Raw genomic sequence first — 15,648 nt, 5'->3', positions numbered from 1 at the left:
TACACTGAACTTGTTGAAGTGTTTTCAATACTAAAAACCAGATAATTTTCAGGTGCAAATTGAATTGATTTATAATGAATATTTTTAAAAATTTATACATACACGAGCGTTTTTTCAATTACTTAAGTGTAATTGTAATTGTGTTTTTATTGTCTTTTTGGTTTTCTGTGTTTTACAATATTGCTTGGGTTTTACTATTTGTATTAAGTATTTTATTTTTAATGGATATTTATCTTCTTTTTAAAAAGAAAAAAGGAGTACAAGCAAGTCGAATACTCGGCAATAAATTTTCAAATTCTGATGAAAATAAAGTGCCAATTACCATTAAAAATAATTATAATTTTAAAGTTGAGGTTAAAATTATTGACGAACTACCAGTACAATTTCAGAAAAGAAATTTTCTTCAATTAGCTAGTGTAGAGGCTTCTGAAGATTATAATTTTGAATATAAGGTAACTCCTTTTGAACGTGGAGAATATGTTTTTGGTAATCTAAATGTATATGTATCTTCATTTTTTAAAATAGTTTCACGGCGGTATAAGTTTGAAGAAAATAAAATGGTAGCTGTTTATCCTTCCTATTTACAAATGCGTAAATATGAATTTTTAGCAATGAGTAATCGGCTTACTGAATTTGGTTTAAAAAAAATTAGAAGAATAGGGCATACGTTAGAATTTGAACAAATAAAAAATTATGTTCAAGGTGATGATGCAAGAACTATAAATTGGAAAGCCACTGCCAAAAAAGCCCAATTAATGGTGAATCAATATCAAGATGAAAAAGCACAACCCATTTACTCAATTATTGATGTTGGTAGAGTTATGAAAATGCCTTTTGAAGGTTTAAAATTATTAGATTATGCTATAAATGCAACCTTAGCTTTTTCAAATATAGCCATTAAAAAAAACGATAAAGCAGGATTAATTACCTTTTCAAAAAAAGTAGATGCTATAGTTGCTGCAAGTAATAAAAAAACTCACTTAAATAGTATAAATGAATCGCTTTATAATGTTGATACCAAATTTACAGATTCAGATTTTGGCTATTTATATGCCATAACTAAAAGGGTAATTAAGCAGCGGAGTTTAATACTATTATATACCAATTTTGAGCATATATCATCATTAAAACGGCAATTACCTTATTTACAGGCTATTTCAAGACATCATTTATTGGTAATAGTATTTTTTGAAAATACGGAATTACAAAAATTATTGAAAGAAAATGCGAAAGATTTGCAAACTATTTACCATAAAACGATTGCTGAAAAATTTAATTTCGAAAAGAAACTTATTGTTAAAGAAATTGAAAGTAGGGGAATGTATGCTATTCTTACCAAGCCAAAAAATTTAACATTAAATGTAATTAATAAATATTTAGAATTTAAATCTAAAGGGTTTATTTAACAGGGCAAACTCACACTTTTATTTTTAGCACCTTTAATAAATACTGATTATCCCAGCCTGCTTTTAGTCTTTTTCCTTTAATTCCTTGCTTCTCTGTTTTTTCGTTTTTTAATAAATTTAAAGCGATTTTTAATAGTACGGAATAATTCTGTGAAGCATTTCCTGCTCTTTTTCTTGATGCGTCTTCTGAAAAACCAACATCCAATGTCCAGTGCAATTTATTTTCAACAGCCCAATGAGAACGTATTGCAGATTGAAAATACGAGGCGTCATTTTTTAGACTTGATATATAATAACGTATAGATGTTTCCTTTTCTTTATCGCTATTTTTAAATTCTCGAATACTTTCTATTCGTAGTATACTTCTTAAATTCATCCATTCGTTTTGTTTTTCAATAAATTGAAAATCAGTTATTACACTACAAATACGTGTTTCTATTCTTCCGTGTCCTAAATCTTCGTTTTTATCTATTTCTAGTTGTTTTGAAAACCTAAATTCATCTTCTATATGTTCTAATAACTGTGGTTGATTACCTTTTACTGCCAAGATATAATTAGCATCATTATCAATTATTTTTTTTGCAATTTCTTTTTGAGTTCCCATAGCATCAATACTCACTGTATTTCCAGATATATCAAGAATCTCCAATAGATTTGGTATAGCAGTAATTTCATTAGATTTCTCGTCTGTTTTTACTTGCCCTAATACAAGGTTATTTTCACAAGCCCAAGCACTAACCATATGAATAGGTGATTTTTTGCCTTTATGTTTTTGCCATCGATTGCAATTATTTGTCCTAAACTTAAATCTGCAATAGAACTTACCCATTCTATAAAACAATTTTCTAATTGAATACTATCAATTGATGTAAACAGTCTATTTATAGTGTCTTCCGAAGGTATTCCGTTTGGTAATTCAAGAAAGGTTCTTAGGAAATCTTCTTTTGATTTTGCAAAACCAACCATTTGTTTCCAAGTTTCTGCTCCACAAATCACTGAAATCATACCTATAAGAAGGATGTCAATTAGATTGTGTAGTTTGTTTATATGGCTTCTAGGATCTTCTACTTGGTTAAAAATACTGACTAACTTATTCTGCTTATCCATTGATCTAAATTATTGACTATCAGTATAATATACAAATAAAAAATAACTTAATAGACTATTAATCAGTCAATTATTGTGAATATTTAATTTTAAAAGTGTGAGTTTGCCCTGGTTTATTTAAGCTTATATTTTGCAGCCAATGCAGCTCCAATTATTCCCGCATTATTTTCAGCTTTAGCAGGAACAATTTTAGTTTCAATATCAATTTGTTTTTCAAATTTAGCTAACTTTTTACTAGCACCACCACCAACAATAAATAAATCAGGTGATAGAATAAAATTTATATGCTGAAAATATTCGTGTAAACGTTTTCCCCATTGTTTTTTACTTAAATCATCTCTTTTTCTAGCTGCATCAGAAGCATATTTTTCAAAAATTTCACCATTTTTATATAAAACATGACCTAATTCAGAATTCGGTAATAATTTTCCGTCTAAAAAAAGACCAGAACCAATTCCAGTGCCAATTGTTATCATAATTACAACTCCTTTTACATCTTTTCCTGCTCCAAAATTCATTTCGGATAAACCTGCAGCATCAGCATCATTTATAATGTAAAAATCATTTCCAGTTTCTTTTTTAAAAAGCACATCTACTTGAGTATTTTTCCAATCTTTATGTAAATTTCCACCAGTTTGACATTTTCCATGTTGTAAAGGTGTTGGAAACCCGCATCCAACATCACCTTTCCAGTTAAAATGATTTACCAATTCTTTTATGGTTTTTGCTATATTTTCAGGAGTGGCAGGTCTTGGAGTTGAAATTCTATGTCTTTCTGAGGTTAATTCTCCTGTTGTCAAGTTTACAATAGCACCTTTAATACCGCTTCCTCCAACATCAATTCCTAATATTTCCATTTTTATGAGTTGTGTTTTATTTAGTAAACTTGTTGTACATTATAATAAAATTTCGTCAATTCGAGTGAATTTTAGCCTTTTTAGGCTTAAAATTAGTATCGAGAATAGATTATTTTAAATAAAAAACCTAATCTATTCTCGATACAATTTTTTATCAAAAATTACCTGCCTTGCCGTCAGGCAGGCTCGAACGGACGTAATAGTATGTTTAAAGAATCAAAATGCACAATGGGTTTAATAATTTATTTTATAAACTAATGGTTGAAATTAAAATTAACCAAAAAGACCATCACAACTGGAACTACAATCCAGTGCTGAATCTTTTTAGTTAATTTATTCAAAATTACAATTTTTATTCTTTACAATTTTTAAACTCTTTCTTCTAGCCATTTTTTAAAATCGAAAAAATTTGGAGGAGAAACTCCGTGACCAATTGGATAGGTTTTAAAAGTAGTTTTTATTCCTAATTTTTGTAAAAAACTAGGTGCTTTTTCCGCCCAACTAATTGGAATAACCTGATCTACAGTTCCATGTGATATAAAAAAATCTAATAAATGATAATCCTTATCTTCCAAATTTCCTGATAATAATTTTTCATTAACGTAGCCACTTAATGCAATCACTTTCTGTATTTTTTTAGGGTAATTTAAAGCAATAGCATAGCTTAAAATAGTACCTTGACTGAATCCTAATAAAATGGTATTTGAAGGTTTTATTTTATACAATTGTTGTAATTCATCAATAAAAATAGCAATTTTTTCACGTACTTTAATCGCTTCCGGAATATCTGAATAGTTACCGTTTATGGTATCAAAATTAATAGTGTACCAAGCATAGCTGTTAAAACCCAATTCTAACGGAGCTTGAGCACTTATAATTAATAAGTTTTCATCAAGTTCCTGAGCAAAAGAAAATAAATCTTGTTCATTACTTCCATAACCGTGTAACAATAATAGGAGAGCGGTATCTTCAGAATATTTTTTAGGTTCTTTTACAATGTATTTTAAGGTTAGTTCTTTCATTAGGATAAGTAAAATTGTGTTTAAAAGATTTTTTAAAATTAATTAAGCAATTCCTTTAAACCAATCTTGAAATAAATCTCCTATAAGTGGAATTTTCTTTTCTTCTCCTTGTAATGCTCCGATAAAACCAATGATCCACAGAATGAATAACAAAAAATTGATTGTTCCATAAACCCAATAGCCAGTAAATCTGGTAATAATAAAGGTATTAGCTAGTGAAAATAAGGCTAATCCAATCATTTGGCGGATATGAAATGCTGCGAAAGCATTCTTTTTATCTTTATTCATTAGATAAGCAACTAAAGGGCCAAACCAAGTTATATAACTTATAATTGCCGTTGTTTTTCCTTCATTTACTGTTTGATTGTCCATAATTTATGTTATTTAGTTAATTTTTGATTTATTATTTGCAATAACGCCATAAACTTTTCCTTTTAATTTTTTATTTAAAAATACGGAATTTTTTGAAGTTGATGAAATATATTTTTCATGAAATACATATTCTTCATTTGGATTGAATAAGGTAATATTTGCTTTGTTACCAACAGCTATTGAATTAGAAGTGATGTTAAATATTTTTGAAGGGTTTGTAGTTAAACATTTTACAATAGTATCTATATCCAAAACTGTATTAATTGCTCCAAAACAACTTTCTAATCCAATAGTTCCAAACTTGGCTTTTTCATATTCTAACTTTTTATGTTCAATATCAATTGGGTTGTGGTCGCTTGTAATAACATCAATAACTCCATTTTTTACCCCTTTAATTAATGCTTTGGTATCTTTTAAAGTTCTTAACGGTGGTAAAACTTTAGTGTTTGCATCAAAATTACTAATTTCTTCATCGGTTAAAATTAAATGATGAGCAGCAACGCTGCAAGTAACGTTTAAACCTTTCTTTTTTGCTTCTTTAACTAGTTTTATGGCATTTTTTGTTGAAATAGTTGGAATGTGCAATTTGCCGCCCGTATATTCTAAAATATACAAATCACGAGCTATTTGTAGCTCTTCAGCTAAGGCTGGAATGCCTTTAAGACCAAGTTTAGTGCTGTTTTTTTCTTCATTTACCAATCCGTTTTGGGCAATGGAATTATATTGAGGAAAACTCAGTACCAATCCGTCAAAATTTTGAGCGTATAACAATCCTATTTTCAATAAGTTAGCATTTGGAATGGCTTTATTGTAATCGCCAAAAGCTATGGCACCAGAGTTTTGCATATCAAATAATTCGGCTAAATCTTTTCCATTAGAATTTTTTGTGAAAGCACCAATAGGATATAATTGTGTTAGTGTTTTTGTGGCTTTATTTTTCAGAAATTCAATGGAAGCTTTATTGTCGGTAACAGGATTTGTATTTGGATTAACTGCAACAGCTGTAAATCCACTTTTTGCGGCAGTTTCTAATCCGTTTTTTATAGTTTCTCGTTCTTCAAAACCAGGCTCTCCAAAACAAACGCTGCTGTCAAACCAACCTAGTGAAATATGTAAATTTTCTAAAACTAATTCTTTGTAGTTTTCAATATTTTTAATGTTAGATGCTATTTTAGTAATTACACCATTTTCAATTAATACATCCATTTTTTTATGATGAAATTTGCTAGTTTCATCGATAATAGTAGCTAATTTTAAAAGATAATTCATTGTTTAAAATATTTTAAGATCCATATTTCTAAAAGTAAAAATAGCACAGCTAATGCTAAAAACCACTTAAAAAGAGTTTTGATTTTTTGTTCGTTAGCTATTTTTTCAAAAACTTTAGGTATTGAGGTTGCAATAGTTATGTTTTTTTGATTGTTAAAAGTATTTTTAAGATTTAAATATTCCAATATACTTTCATTTCGGTTATAGTTAAATGCAAGCGTTGTAACTATTTTGTTTTTAGCTAAAACTTGGTAAAATCCACTTTTTTTAATCTGATTTTTAAAATTTAATTGCACTTTATTTTGATAACTTTTTTGAAGTGGAATAAAATGAGTTTTATCATTTTTGACGCTAATTACTTCATCTTTAGGTAGTTTGTAATTTATATCAATATTATTATTATCATTAATAATATGATAAATTTTTGATGCATTAAATTGTTGCGTTGCCATATTATAAAATATAGGTACAATTAGTGGTGATTGAGTGAAGTTAGAAGTACTTCTGTTTAATGGACTTGCAAACCAATAAATAGTTATTAAATGATGTTTAAATGAAGAAATAAAAGGAGTGTTTGAATCATATTTTAAAATAGGCAAGCTATTTTTTAACGATGTTTTATAAGAAATTTTGGTTTTTGGATAATCGAAATTTTTTATTGTTTTTTCAAAAACCTTTTTAAACAAAGGATGCTTAAAGTTTATAGAAGTTATCAAATGTTCTTTTTCTATTTTTTGTTTAATGTTTCCTAATTTTAAACTTTTAAAGAGCGTGTTGTATGAATTTAGATTTATATCTTCAGAAGGAATTATAATTAAAATGCCTCCTTTTGAAGTATAATCGTTTAAAAAAGTAACCAAATCAGCATTAATTTCATCAAGTTCATTAAGGATAATTACATGCTGATTTTGAATCTGATTATAATCTAAATTACTCAATGAATAATGATGATAATTAAATCCAGATTGAGTATAAATTTTAGATAAAAAAGTACTGTTATTTCCAATACTTAATATGCTTAATTTTGTAGGTTTATTTATAGTGAAATAAAGACTATTATCAAATGAAATGGCATCATTATCAATAGCTAATTTGCCTAAAAAATTAATGGTATTTGGAATTGAAAATTGTACTTTTTCACTTGTTGTTTTATTAAAATTACAAGTTGCTTTTCCAGATAATACTGCGTTATTAAAAAGAGATATTGCTATTTTTTCTGATGATTTTTGATTGCTATTAATTACTACATTTAGTAAAATATCATCAATAGTTTTGTTGGAAATGTAAACAGAATCAATATAAAAATTTTGATTATTTTTTGGAGTGGTTTGAATTAAAATATTCTTATTGTTTACATTTGTAAAACCAAGTTTATTTATTGAATTAATATTTTGAAAATCAGATATTAATATATTTTCACATAAAGCATTTGTTTTATTTTTTTTAACTGAATTTATCTTAAATAATAATGAGTTTAAAAATTCGTTTTTAGGTGAATAATCTAATTTTAACAGTGTAGTTTTTAATCTTTTTGAATCTAAATTAAAATAAGTTTTGTTATTGGTATATACGTTAAATTTTTCTTTAGAATATTCGGTAGCTTTAATTAATTTTTGAATATTGTTTTTAAATAATGCTCCACTTTTTCCTTCCGCTTGCATGCTAAAAGAATTATCTAAATAAATATTAGTTATAATTTTTTTATTAGCTTTTTTACTAGGCCAAAATGGCTGTGCAAAAGCAATAATTAAGTTGGTAAAAATGAGTAGGCGAGTTAATAATAAAATGAGTTTTTTTAACTGTTGACTTTTACGTGTTTGATGCTGTATGTTTTTTAAAAATTGAACGTTGGTAAAGGCTTCTTTTTTGTAACGTTGAAAGTTGAATAAATGAATAACTATCGGAATGATAAGTAGGAAAAGTGCGAATAAAATTTCCGGATGCTTAAATTGCATTATTCTAAAAGTTTTTCAAAGATATAAAATTTAGCGTGTTTTATGCAAAATAGTTTTTTAAAATTCCTAAAGCATAATAACTTGCTATTTTATGTGAAAATTTTGAAAAATCGATTGTGGCATTATCATTTGCTTTGTCAGAAATAATTCTAATTATAGAAAATGGTACATTATATTCATAACAAACTTGGGCTACTGCAGCTCCTTCCATTTCAACACAGGTAGCTGTTGGAATTAGTTTATTTAGCTTTTTAATTTTTTTTACACTTGAAATAAATTGATCACCGCTTGCAATATCTCCTAAAATTACTTTTGGTTTGGTAATATTAAAATTTCGAGCATCTTCAGTTGAAATGTAGTTGTTGTAATTTTTTATAAAATGAACGGTAGCTTCTAAAAGTTGGTTTGCATTGGTTGTTTTTAAATATTTCTTTTTAAGAATTGGAATTTCCAATCTTTCATAAAATGGACTTGCATTTAAATCGTGTTGATATAAATTTTTCCCAATAACAACATCGCCAATATTTAATTCTTCAATAATACCACCTGCAACTCCTGTAAAAATTATTTCATTTACATCAAAATCGTTTATAAGTTGTGTGGTTGTTGCTGCTGAAGCTACTTTTCCCCAACGTGAAAACACTAAAATTATTTTTCTGTTATATAAAGTTCCGGCATAGTAAGTCCGCATACCTTTAACTGTTGTTGAAACGTTTTGAAGTTGATGCAGTAGTGCTTGAATTTCTTCTTGCATTGCACTTATAATACCAATCATGTAAAATTAATTAATGATTTTTCCATCCTTCATTTCTAACTCTCTATCTGCCATATCAGCTAATTCTCTGTTATGAGTTACTATTACAAAAGTTTGATTAAATTTTTTTCGAAGTTCAAAAAAGAGTTCATGTAATTGTTTTGCAGCGGTAGAATCTAAATTTCCACTAGGTTCATCAGCAAAAATTACATCAGGATGGTTAATTAACGCTCTAGCAACTGCAACTCGTTGTTGTTCGCCACCAGATAATTCATTTGGTTTATGATTTAATCTATCCGAAAGCCCTAAAAAATTGAGTAGTTCTGTGGCTTCTTTTTCTGCTTCTTTTTTACTTTTATTTGCAATAAACGCAGGAATACAAACATTTTCTAATGCTGTAAATTCTGGTAATAATTGATGAAATTGAAAGATAAATCCGATATGTTTATTTCTAAAATCAGATAAATTTTTATCGTTAAATTCTAAAACGTTTTTATGATTTATTTTAATTTCAGAAGTATCAGAATTGCTAGGTTTATCTAAAGTTCCTAAAAGTTGAAGTAAGGTTGTTTTACCAGCCCCAGAAGGACCAACTATTGCAACAATTTCTCCTTTTTTAATCGCTAAATTGATTCCTTTTAATACTTCTAAATCTCCGTAAAATTTGTGTATGTTTTTTGCTGTAATCATTATAAAAAATAATACGGTGAAAATACGGAATTAAATTAAAACTACAACCAACGTTTTACATTGTTATAATCTAAATAATAAATTAATTTAATTGAAAAAATATTGGTTTTAGGTTGTTTAAATAAATTATTCAAATTTTGAGAGAAACTTAAATCTGCCATTTCATCAGAATTGAATATTGAATTTCTGTACAATACAATTAATTGACTTCCAGGAGCAAATTCCCAATTATAACTCAAATCTAAATTCCAAATATTATAATTAATATCATGAACAGCAGTGTAATTACTAGCCTCTAAAGTACCGTTGTTATTTAACTCGTAATAATTATCAGCATATTTTACAGGAGACCAGTAATACCTAAAAGAAAGGTTTAAGGCATTCTTAATGTTAAAATTATAACTACTTATTAATGTGTTAGTTAGCGTTCTAATATTTCTGTTTCCAAATATAATTGCCCCATTATCCAGTTCATTAACCCAACCTTTTTCTTCGGTCATATTACTATAATTTATTCGATATATTAGCTGAAATTTATCAGAAAAGCGATATCTTGGAGAGAACGTTATGGTTCTGTAAAGATTGTTGTTTTTATGTCTAATTCCATAGCCAGCCCTTAAATCCATAGCAAACTTTTTTCTATAATCGGTTGAAATCCAACCCATAGAAAAGAAAACAGCATTTTGTTTAAAAAACCGACCTGTAACTCTAGGTTCATAAAAATCATACTGGCTTCCAATATTTTTCATGATATTAGCTCCAAAAGCAAAACGACTTTTTGTTATAAAAAAAGCATCTAAATTAATGGAACTACTTTGATAATTATTAGGCTTATTTTGGTAATTAAGATCGCCATTTAAAGAAACTCTATATTGATTAAAATGTTTGGTTGGTTTAAAAATACGATAAGAAATTCCACCAGAATAGTTTGCATAATTATTGTTTCTTTGAAATCCTAAATCATTAATATCATAAGTATCATTACTTCTTGAATGTGCTATTTCGTACTGAAAATTTCCATAAGTTTTCTCAAATTTTAAATAACCTGCATAACCTGTAGTTTTATCACTATTTTCATATACGTTACTTAATTTATAGGCTCCCGATAAATTATATTTACTTTTTTTATCTGCTAAATTAAATAAAAGGGCAGAAACATTGGCATCTCTAAAATCGCCATTACGTATTACGCTGGTATTTACAAAACTTACTGATGAGTTTTTGTTAAATTGCTGATCTAAAACTAAAACATTATAGTTTGCTAAAGGTTCTGTGGTTTCGTTTCTAATTTTATTAGTAATTATATTTTTAATTTTAGCAAATGTTTTTTCGGTGATAGCATTAAAAAAACCAATACCTAATCCTTTTGAGGTTCTGCCGGATACTTTAATAGCATTTAGCATATTAACCTTGCTTGGGTTGTCAATTATTTCTTCATTTGAACCCAAATTTGCTTCAACAGCATAAAAATTTGTTGGAGTATTCCCAATTCTTCTAGAATAAAACAAACCACCTTTACTAAACAATTCTGTTCCTTCTGTAAAAAAAGAGCGTTGTTCTTGATATTGTTGTTCAAAAGGTCCTAAATTTAAAACTAAATCGTCAAAAGCAGTTTGACCAAAATCGGGAATTAAAGTAGCATCCAATGTAAAGCTTTCATTAATTCCATATTTTAAATCCATTCCAATATTGTTATCAAAGCTATGTGTTCCATCAAAAGAGCTATAATTAGAAGAAGCGTAAGGCGAAAAGCTTAAACGAGTTGGAGGTGTAATATTTTCAATTCCTGTTAATTTTCCACTATATTGTGTAAATGAGCCTACTTTTTTATCTACATAATTCCATACATATTGTTCATCCAATTTATTAAACTTTCTACTAAAATTTATTCCCCAAGTTTTAGATTTTGTATTGTTAAAACGCAATTCAGAATAAGGAATTTTTATTTCAACAGTCCAGTTATCCTTATTTAATTTAACTGCACTTTTCCATACCGCATTCCAGCTAAAATCTTCACCGTTTAAAGATAATTTAGCATCCGCTTGATTACCAGTACTCATTACTATGAATTCAGTGTCATTTTGACCATCATTTTCAGGATTGATGGTTACCACAAAAAAATCGGTTATTCCAAAATTATCTCTAGTAGAAAATTGCATAGGAATTTCATTCGGTTTATTGTCGTACAATGTTGCTCCTATGTATATTGCTTCATTATTGTAAGCAATTTTAACAATCGTTTTTTTATCAGACCTTTCTGCTTCACCATCTCCTGGATTGAACATTACGAAATCTTTGGCTGGTTCAGCATTATTCCAAAACGCTTCGTTTAAAATTCCATCAATAATTGGAGATTTATCTATTTTTAATGCTTTTACCGTTTTTGGGTTTTGTTGTGCTTTCGAAAAAGTAAAAATAGTAATAAAAATAATGGTTAAGTAATATTTCATCATTAAGAATAAGGTGTAATTTTCAAAGTTCAAAATTATTTAACTGTTATTCGATATTATCTTAAATAAATGTTAATAAAATAGATTTTTTGTTATTTTTTATGTAACCAAATAAGGAAAACTTTTTTTATTATTCAAATAGAAATTTTGATAAAATGATTACATTTGTACATATTTAATAAAACCGTTATTTCTAATGAATTTACACGAATATCAAGGAAAAGAATTACTAAGTAGTTTTGGTGTAAGAATACAAAGAGGTATTGTTGCCGATAATCATAAAAAAGCGGTGGAAGCTGCAAAACAATTAAGTACTGAAACAGGTACGCAGTGGTGGGTTGTTAAAGCTCAAGTTCATGCTGGTGGACGTGGTAAAGGAGGAGGAGTTAAACTTGCTAAAAGTTTACAAGAAGTTGATACCATTTCAGAAGCTATGATTGGAATGATGTTAAAAACACCTCAAACTCCACCACAAGGGAAAAAAGTAAATCAGGTATTAATTGCTGAAGATGTTTATTATCCAGGTGAATCTGAAACAAAAGAATATTATATGTCTGTTTTACTAAACAGAACAACTAGTAAAAATATGGTAATGTATTCTACAGAAGGTGGAATGAACATTGAAGCGGTTGCAGATAAAACACCTCACTTAATTTTTACAGAAGAAATTGATCCAGAATTAGGATTATTACCTTTTCAAGCTAGAAAAATTGCTTTTAATTTAGGCTTATCAGGTTCTGCATTAAAAGAAATGATAAAATTTGTGACTTCATTATATACTGCTTTTGTAAAATCAGATGCATCATTATTTGAAATAAATCCTGTTTTAAAAACATCAGATAATAAAATTTTAGCGGTAGATTCTAAAGTAGTTTTAGATAATAGTGCTTTATTTCGTCATAAAGATTTAGCAGAATTACGTGATTTACGTGAAGAAAATCCGATTGAAGTTGAAGCAAATGCTGCAGGATTAAATTATGTGGATTTAGATGGTAATGTTGGTTGTATGGTAAACGGAGCAGGTTTGGCAATGAGCACTATGGATTTAATTAAACAATCTGGTGGCGAGCCTGCTAACTTTTTAGATGTTGGTGGTACTGCAGATGCAAAACGTGTTGAAATTGCGTTTAGAATTATTTTAAAAGAACCAAATGTAAAAGCAATTTTAGTGAATATTTTTGGTGGAATTGTGCGTTGCGATAGAGTAGCTCAAGGTGTAATTGATGCTTATAAAAATATGGGTGATGCAATTAAAATACCTATTATTGTACGACTACAAGGTACTAATGCGATTGAAGCTAAAGAATTAATTGATGCTAGTGGTTTAGATGTTATTTCGGCTACAGAGTTTCAAGAAGCTGCTGATAAAGTGCATGAAGTTATTTCTTAAATTTCACTTAATAATAAAACATAAAAAAGCCGATGAATTTTCATCGGCTTTTTTGTAAATATGTATCAATACTTTTTTAAATATCTTCAAATTTTACGTCAGTAAAACTTTCTGTGCTGTTGTTGCTATCAGTAGTTTCAACATTCAACTCAGAAGGTCTTTTAAAGTCTTTTTGGTGACGTTCTGAAATCACTTCTTCACCTTTTTCCTCTAAAATGTAGTCGGTAGCAGCTTTGAGCATTTCATTAAATTCAGAAAAATCTTCTTTGTATAAATAAATTTTGTGTTTTTTGTAATGGAAAGAACCATCATCATGTGTGAATTTTTTACTTTCTGTAATAGTTAAGTAATAGTCTTCAGCTTTTGTTGCTCTTACATCAAAAAAGTAAGTTCTTCTTCCTGCTCTTAGAACCTGAGAAAATATTTCTTCTTGTTCCAAATGATCTTTTTCGTTCATATTTAACTTTCTAAAATTATTTAATCTTTTTATTAGATTTATTCACAAATCTATAAAATTATTTTACTATTTAAGCCATTTTTAAATTTCTTTTTCTAAAAGTTGTTGTTCATATAACGCTTTATAATAACCTTTTGAGTTAACTAATTCATTGTGTGAACCTTGCTGTATTATTTTACCGTGGTCAAGTACTACAATTTTGTCTGCGTTTTTAACGGATGAAATTCTATGGCTTATAATTAGGGTAGTTTTATGTTTACTTATTTTATACAAATTGTTTAAGATAATTTCTTCAGTTTCTGTATCAACTGCAGACAAGCAATCGTCAAAAATTAAAATTTTAGGATTTTTAATAATAGCTCTAGCAATAGAAATACGCTGTTTTTGTCCCCCAGAAAGTGTTACACCACGTTCTCCAACATAAGTATTATAACCTTTATTAAAGGCTTTAATGTTGTTATGGATGTAAGCATCTTTAGCGGCTTGTTCTATTTCGATATCAGAAGCATTTTCTTTTCCGAATTTTATATTGTTTTTAATAGTATCTGAAAATAAAAAGGCTTCTTGTGGTACAAAACCAATACTTTGACGTAAATCATTTAAGTTTACATTTTCAATATTTAAATCATCTATTAAAATTTCTCCAGAGGTAACATCATATAATCGAGCAATTAAATTGATAATAGTAGTTTTACCAGAACCAGTATTTCCTAAAATTGCCAATGTTTTTCCAGTTTCAATTTTAAAACTTACATTTTTTAAAGCGGTTATTTCAGTATCATCATAGGTGTATGAAACATTTTTAAATTCTATATTTCCTTTAATATTTGAATGTAAAGAGGTGTTGTTTTGAATTTCTGGTTTTTGATTTAAGAATTCATTTATTCGTTTTTGAGAAGCTTCGGCTTGTTGAACCATTGAGGTAACCCAGCCTACAACGGCAACTGGCCATGTAAGCATATTTACATACATTATAAATTCTGCAATAACACCTAATGAGATGGAACCTTCAATATACCGTAAACCTCCTACATAAATTACTAAAATATTACTTAACCCTATCAATAAAATCATTAATGGGAAAAATAAAGCTTGTGCTTTATAAAAATTTATGTTTTTTTCTTTGGCTGTATTAGCTAAATTTCCAAAAGTTAACATTGCATTTTGCTCTATTCCGTATGATTTTATAATGCTGATCCCAGAAAAGGTTTCTTGTGCATTTGCAGTTAATTTTGATAAATATTCTTGAATTGAGGTGCTTCTTTTGTTAATAACTCTACTTAAAAGATAAATAGAAACTGATAATATAGGTAACGGCAACAAAGTGTAGTTTGTTAAAACGGTATCAATTTGATACATTTTTATAATAGCTACAATAAATAATACTAACATGTTTATAGTGTACATTACCGCAGGACCAAAATACATACGAACTTTAGAAACATCTTCACTTATCCGATTCATTAAATCGCCAGTTCTATTTTTTTTGTAAAAGTTAAGTGAGAGGTTTTGGTATTGTTGATAAATTTCGTTTTTTAAATCGAACTCAATTAAACGAGACATTACAATGATAGTTTGCCTCATTAAAAAAGTGAAAAAACCTGAAAGAATTGCTGCACCAATTATTAGAAGAATATTTGTTAATAATTCAGATTTTACATCAGCTAAATTAGTTGTCAAACCATTTTTGTAATCTCCTGCAATATTAATAGATTCTCTTATTATTTGAGGAATTTGAAGTGCTAAAAATTTAGAAGCAATAGTAATAATAATACCTAATAATAATCGATATTTATATTTTAAAAAGTATTTATTTAAATATTGTAAAGCCTTCATAAAAAATTAAAAAAATCATTTTTTTTAAGAGTACGAATATACAGTATTTAAATTTTACTCGATCATTTTAATAAAAATTAAAT

General features: G+C 27.8%; 12 protein-coding genes and 1 pseudogene. 2 read left to right on the top strand and 11 right to left on the bottom strand.

Features of this window, described 5'->3' with window-relative positions; all coding sequences use genetic code 11:
• Positions 1 to 74 precede the first annotated feature (74 nt).
• Positions 75 to 1,406: a DUF58 domain-containing protein gene (locus tag L3J60_RS05670; protein WP_291974521.1), complete on the top strand. Its 1,332-nt coding sequence runs from the start codon at positions 75 to 77 to the stop codon at positions 1,404 to 1,406.
• Positions 1,407 to 1,416: 10 nt separating this feature from the next.
• Here the strand turns inward: L3J60_RS05670 and L3J60_RS05665 are convergent.
• The 9 genes and pseudogenes from L3J60_RS05665 to L3J60_RS05625 all read right to left on the bottom strand — a co-directional run bounded on the left by L3J60_RS05665 (position 1,417) and on the right by L3J60_RS05625 (position 11,882).
• Positions 1,417 to 2,513 (bottom strand): annotated as a pseudogene (locus L3J60_RS05665) (ISAs1 family transposase).
• A gap of 113 nt (positions 2,514 to 2,626) precedes the next feature.
• On the bottom strand, positions 2,627 to 3,370 hold the full coding sequence (ppgK, locus tag L3J60_RS05660) for a polyphosphate--glucose phosphotransferase (protein WP_291974520.1): 744 nt from the start codon (positions 3,368 to 3,370) through the stop codon (positions 2,627 to 2,629).
• Between the two features lie 368 nt (positions 3,371 to 3,738).
• Positions 3,739 to 4,392, bottom strand: a complete 654-nt coding sequence (locus tag L3J60_RS05655) for an alpha/beta fold hydrolase (RefSeq protein WP_291974519.1) — start codon at positions 4,390 to 4,392, stop codon at positions 3,739 to 3,741.
• A 42-nt stretch (positions 4,393 to 4,434) separates the two neighbouring features.
• Positions 4,435 to 4,764, bottom strand: a complete 330-nt coding sequence (locus tag L3J60_RS05650; protein WP_291974518.1) for a hypothetical protein — start codon at positions 4,762 to 4,764, stop codon at positions 4,435 to 4,437.
• 12 nt (positions 4,765 to 4,776) lie between these two features.
• Positions 4,777 to 6,033, bottom strand: coding sequence for a dihydroorotase (locus L3J60_RS05645; protein ID WP_291974517.1), 1,257 nt, complete (start codon positions 6,031 to 6,033; stop codon positions 4,777 to 4,779).
• Complete coding sequence (locus tag L3J60_RS05640; RefSeq protein ID WP_291974516.1) at positions 6,030 to 7,988, bottom strand: BatA domain-containing protein; 1,959 nt, start codon at positions 7,986 to 7,988, stop codon at positions 6,030 to 6,032. The genes L3J60_RS05645 and L3J60_RS05640 overlap by 4 nt, the downstream gene beginning before the upstream one ends.
• 40 nt (positions 7,989 to 8,028) lie before the next feature.
• Complete coding sequence (locus L3J60_RS05635; protein ID WP_291974515.1) at positions 8,029 to 8,763, bottom strand: 5'-methylthioadenosine/adenosylhomocysteine nucleosidase; 735 nt, start codon at positions 8,761 to 8,763, stop codon at positions 8,029 to 8,031.
• A gap of 6 nt (positions 8,764 to 8,769) precedes the next feature.
• Positions 8,770 to 9,432, bottom strand: coding sequence for an ABC transporter ATP-binding protein (locus tag L3J60_RS05630; protein WP_291974514.1), 663 nt, complete (start codon positions 9,430 to 9,432; stop codon positions 8,770 to 8,772).
• Between the two features lie 41 nt (positions 9,433 to 9,473).
• The gene (locus L3J60_RS05625) at positions 9,474 to 11,882 is read right to left on the bottom strand and encodes a DUF5916 domain-containing protein (RefSeq protein WP_291974513.1); all 2,409 of its coding nucleotides are present in this window, start codon (positions 11,880 to 11,882) and stop codon (positions 9,474 to 9,476) included.
• 196 nt (positions 11,883 to 12,078) lie between these two features.
• On the opposite strand from L3J60_RS05625, the gene sucC reads away from it, so the two are divergent.
• On the top strand, positions 12,079 to 13,272 hold the full coding sequence (sucC, locus tag L3J60_RS05620) for an ADP-forming succinate--CoA ligase subunit beta (RefSeq protein ID WP_291974512.1): 1,194 nt from the start codon (positions 12,079 to 12,081) through the stop codon (positions 13,270 to 13,272).
• A 76-nt stretch (positions 13,273 to 13,348) separates the two neighbouring features.
• Here the strand turns inward: sucC and L3J60_RS05615 are convergent, their stop codons facing one another.
• Both L3J60_RS05615 and L3J60_RS05610 read right to left on the bottom strand, forming a co-directional pair.
• Positions 13,349 to 13,729, bottom strand: a complete 381-nt coding sequence (locus L3J60_RS05615; RefSeq protein WP_291974511.1) for a PUR family DNA/RNA-binding protein — start codon at positions 13,727 to 13,729, stop codon at positions 13,349 to 13,351.
• A gap of 81 nt (positions 13,730 to 13,810) precedes the next feature.
• The gene (locus tag L3J60_RS05610; RefSeq protein ID WP_291974510.1) at positions 13,811 to 15,565 is read right to left on the bottom strand and encodes an ABC transporter ATP-binding protein; all 1,755 of its coding nucleotides are present in this window, start codon (positions 15,563 to 15,565) and stop codon (positions 13,811 to 13,813) included.
• Positions 15,566 to 15,648: the final 83 nt, after the last annotated feature.

This window comes from Lutibacter sp., from assembly GCF_021647475.1.
Taxonomy (GTDB): Bacteria; Bacteroidota; Bacteroidia; order Flavobacteriales; family Flavobacteriaceae; genus Lutibacter.
Note: the sequence above shows the minus strand (reverse complement) of the source record. Positions and strands in the feature narration are given on the sequence as shown.

Excerpts from the sequence above, each read along its gene's own strand:
- L3J60_RS05670 (WP_291974521.1), top strand. The coding sequence starts at position 75 with ATGAATATTTTTAAAAATTTATACATACACGAGCGTTTTTTCAATTAC.
- ppgK (WP_291974520.1), bottom strand. The coding sequence starts at position 3,370 with ATGGAAATATTAGGAATTGATGTTGGAGGAAGCGGTATTAAAGGTGCT.
- L3J60_RS05655 (WP_291974519.1), bottom strand. The coding sequence starts at position 4,392 with ATGAAAGAACTAACCTTAAAATACATTGTAAAAGAACCTAAAAAATAT.
- L3J60_RS05650 (WP_291974518.1), bottom strand. The coding sequence starts at position 4,764 with ATGGACAATCAAACAGTAAATGAAGGAAAAACAACGGCAATTATAAGT.
- L3J60_RS05645 (WP_291974517.1), bottom strand. The coding sequence starts at position 6,033 with ATGAATTATCTTTTAAAATTAGCTACTATTATCGATGAAACTAGCAAA.
- L3J60_RS05640 (WP_291974516.1), bottom strand. The coding sequence starts at position 7,988 with ATGCAATTTAAGCATCCGGAAATTTTATTCGCACTTTTCCTACTTATC.
- L3J60_RS05635 (WP_291974515.1), bottom strand. The coding sequence starts at position 8,763 with ATGATTGGTATTATAAGTGCAATGCAAGAAGAAATTCAAGCACTACTG.
- L3J60_RS05630 (WP_291974514.1), bottom strand. The coding sequence starts at position 9,432 with ATGATTACAGCAAAAAACATACACAAATTTTACGGAGATTTAGAAGTA.
- L3J60_RS05625 (WP_291974513.1), bottom strand. The coding sequence starts at position 11,882 with ATGAAATATTACTTAACCATTATTTTTATTACTATTTTTACTTTTTCG.
- sucC (WP_291974512.1), top strand. The coding sequence starts at position 12,079 with ATGAATTTACACGAATATCAAGGAAAAGAATTACTAAGTAGTTTTGGT.
- L3J60_RS05615 (WP_291974511.1), bottom strand. The coding sequence starts at position 13,729 with ATGAACGAAAAAGATCATTTGGAACAAGAAGAAATATTTTCTCAGGTT.
- L3J60_RS05610 (WP_291974510.1), bottom strand. The coding sequence starts at position 15,565 with ATGAAGGCTTTACAATATTTAAATAAATACTTTTTAAAATATAAATAT.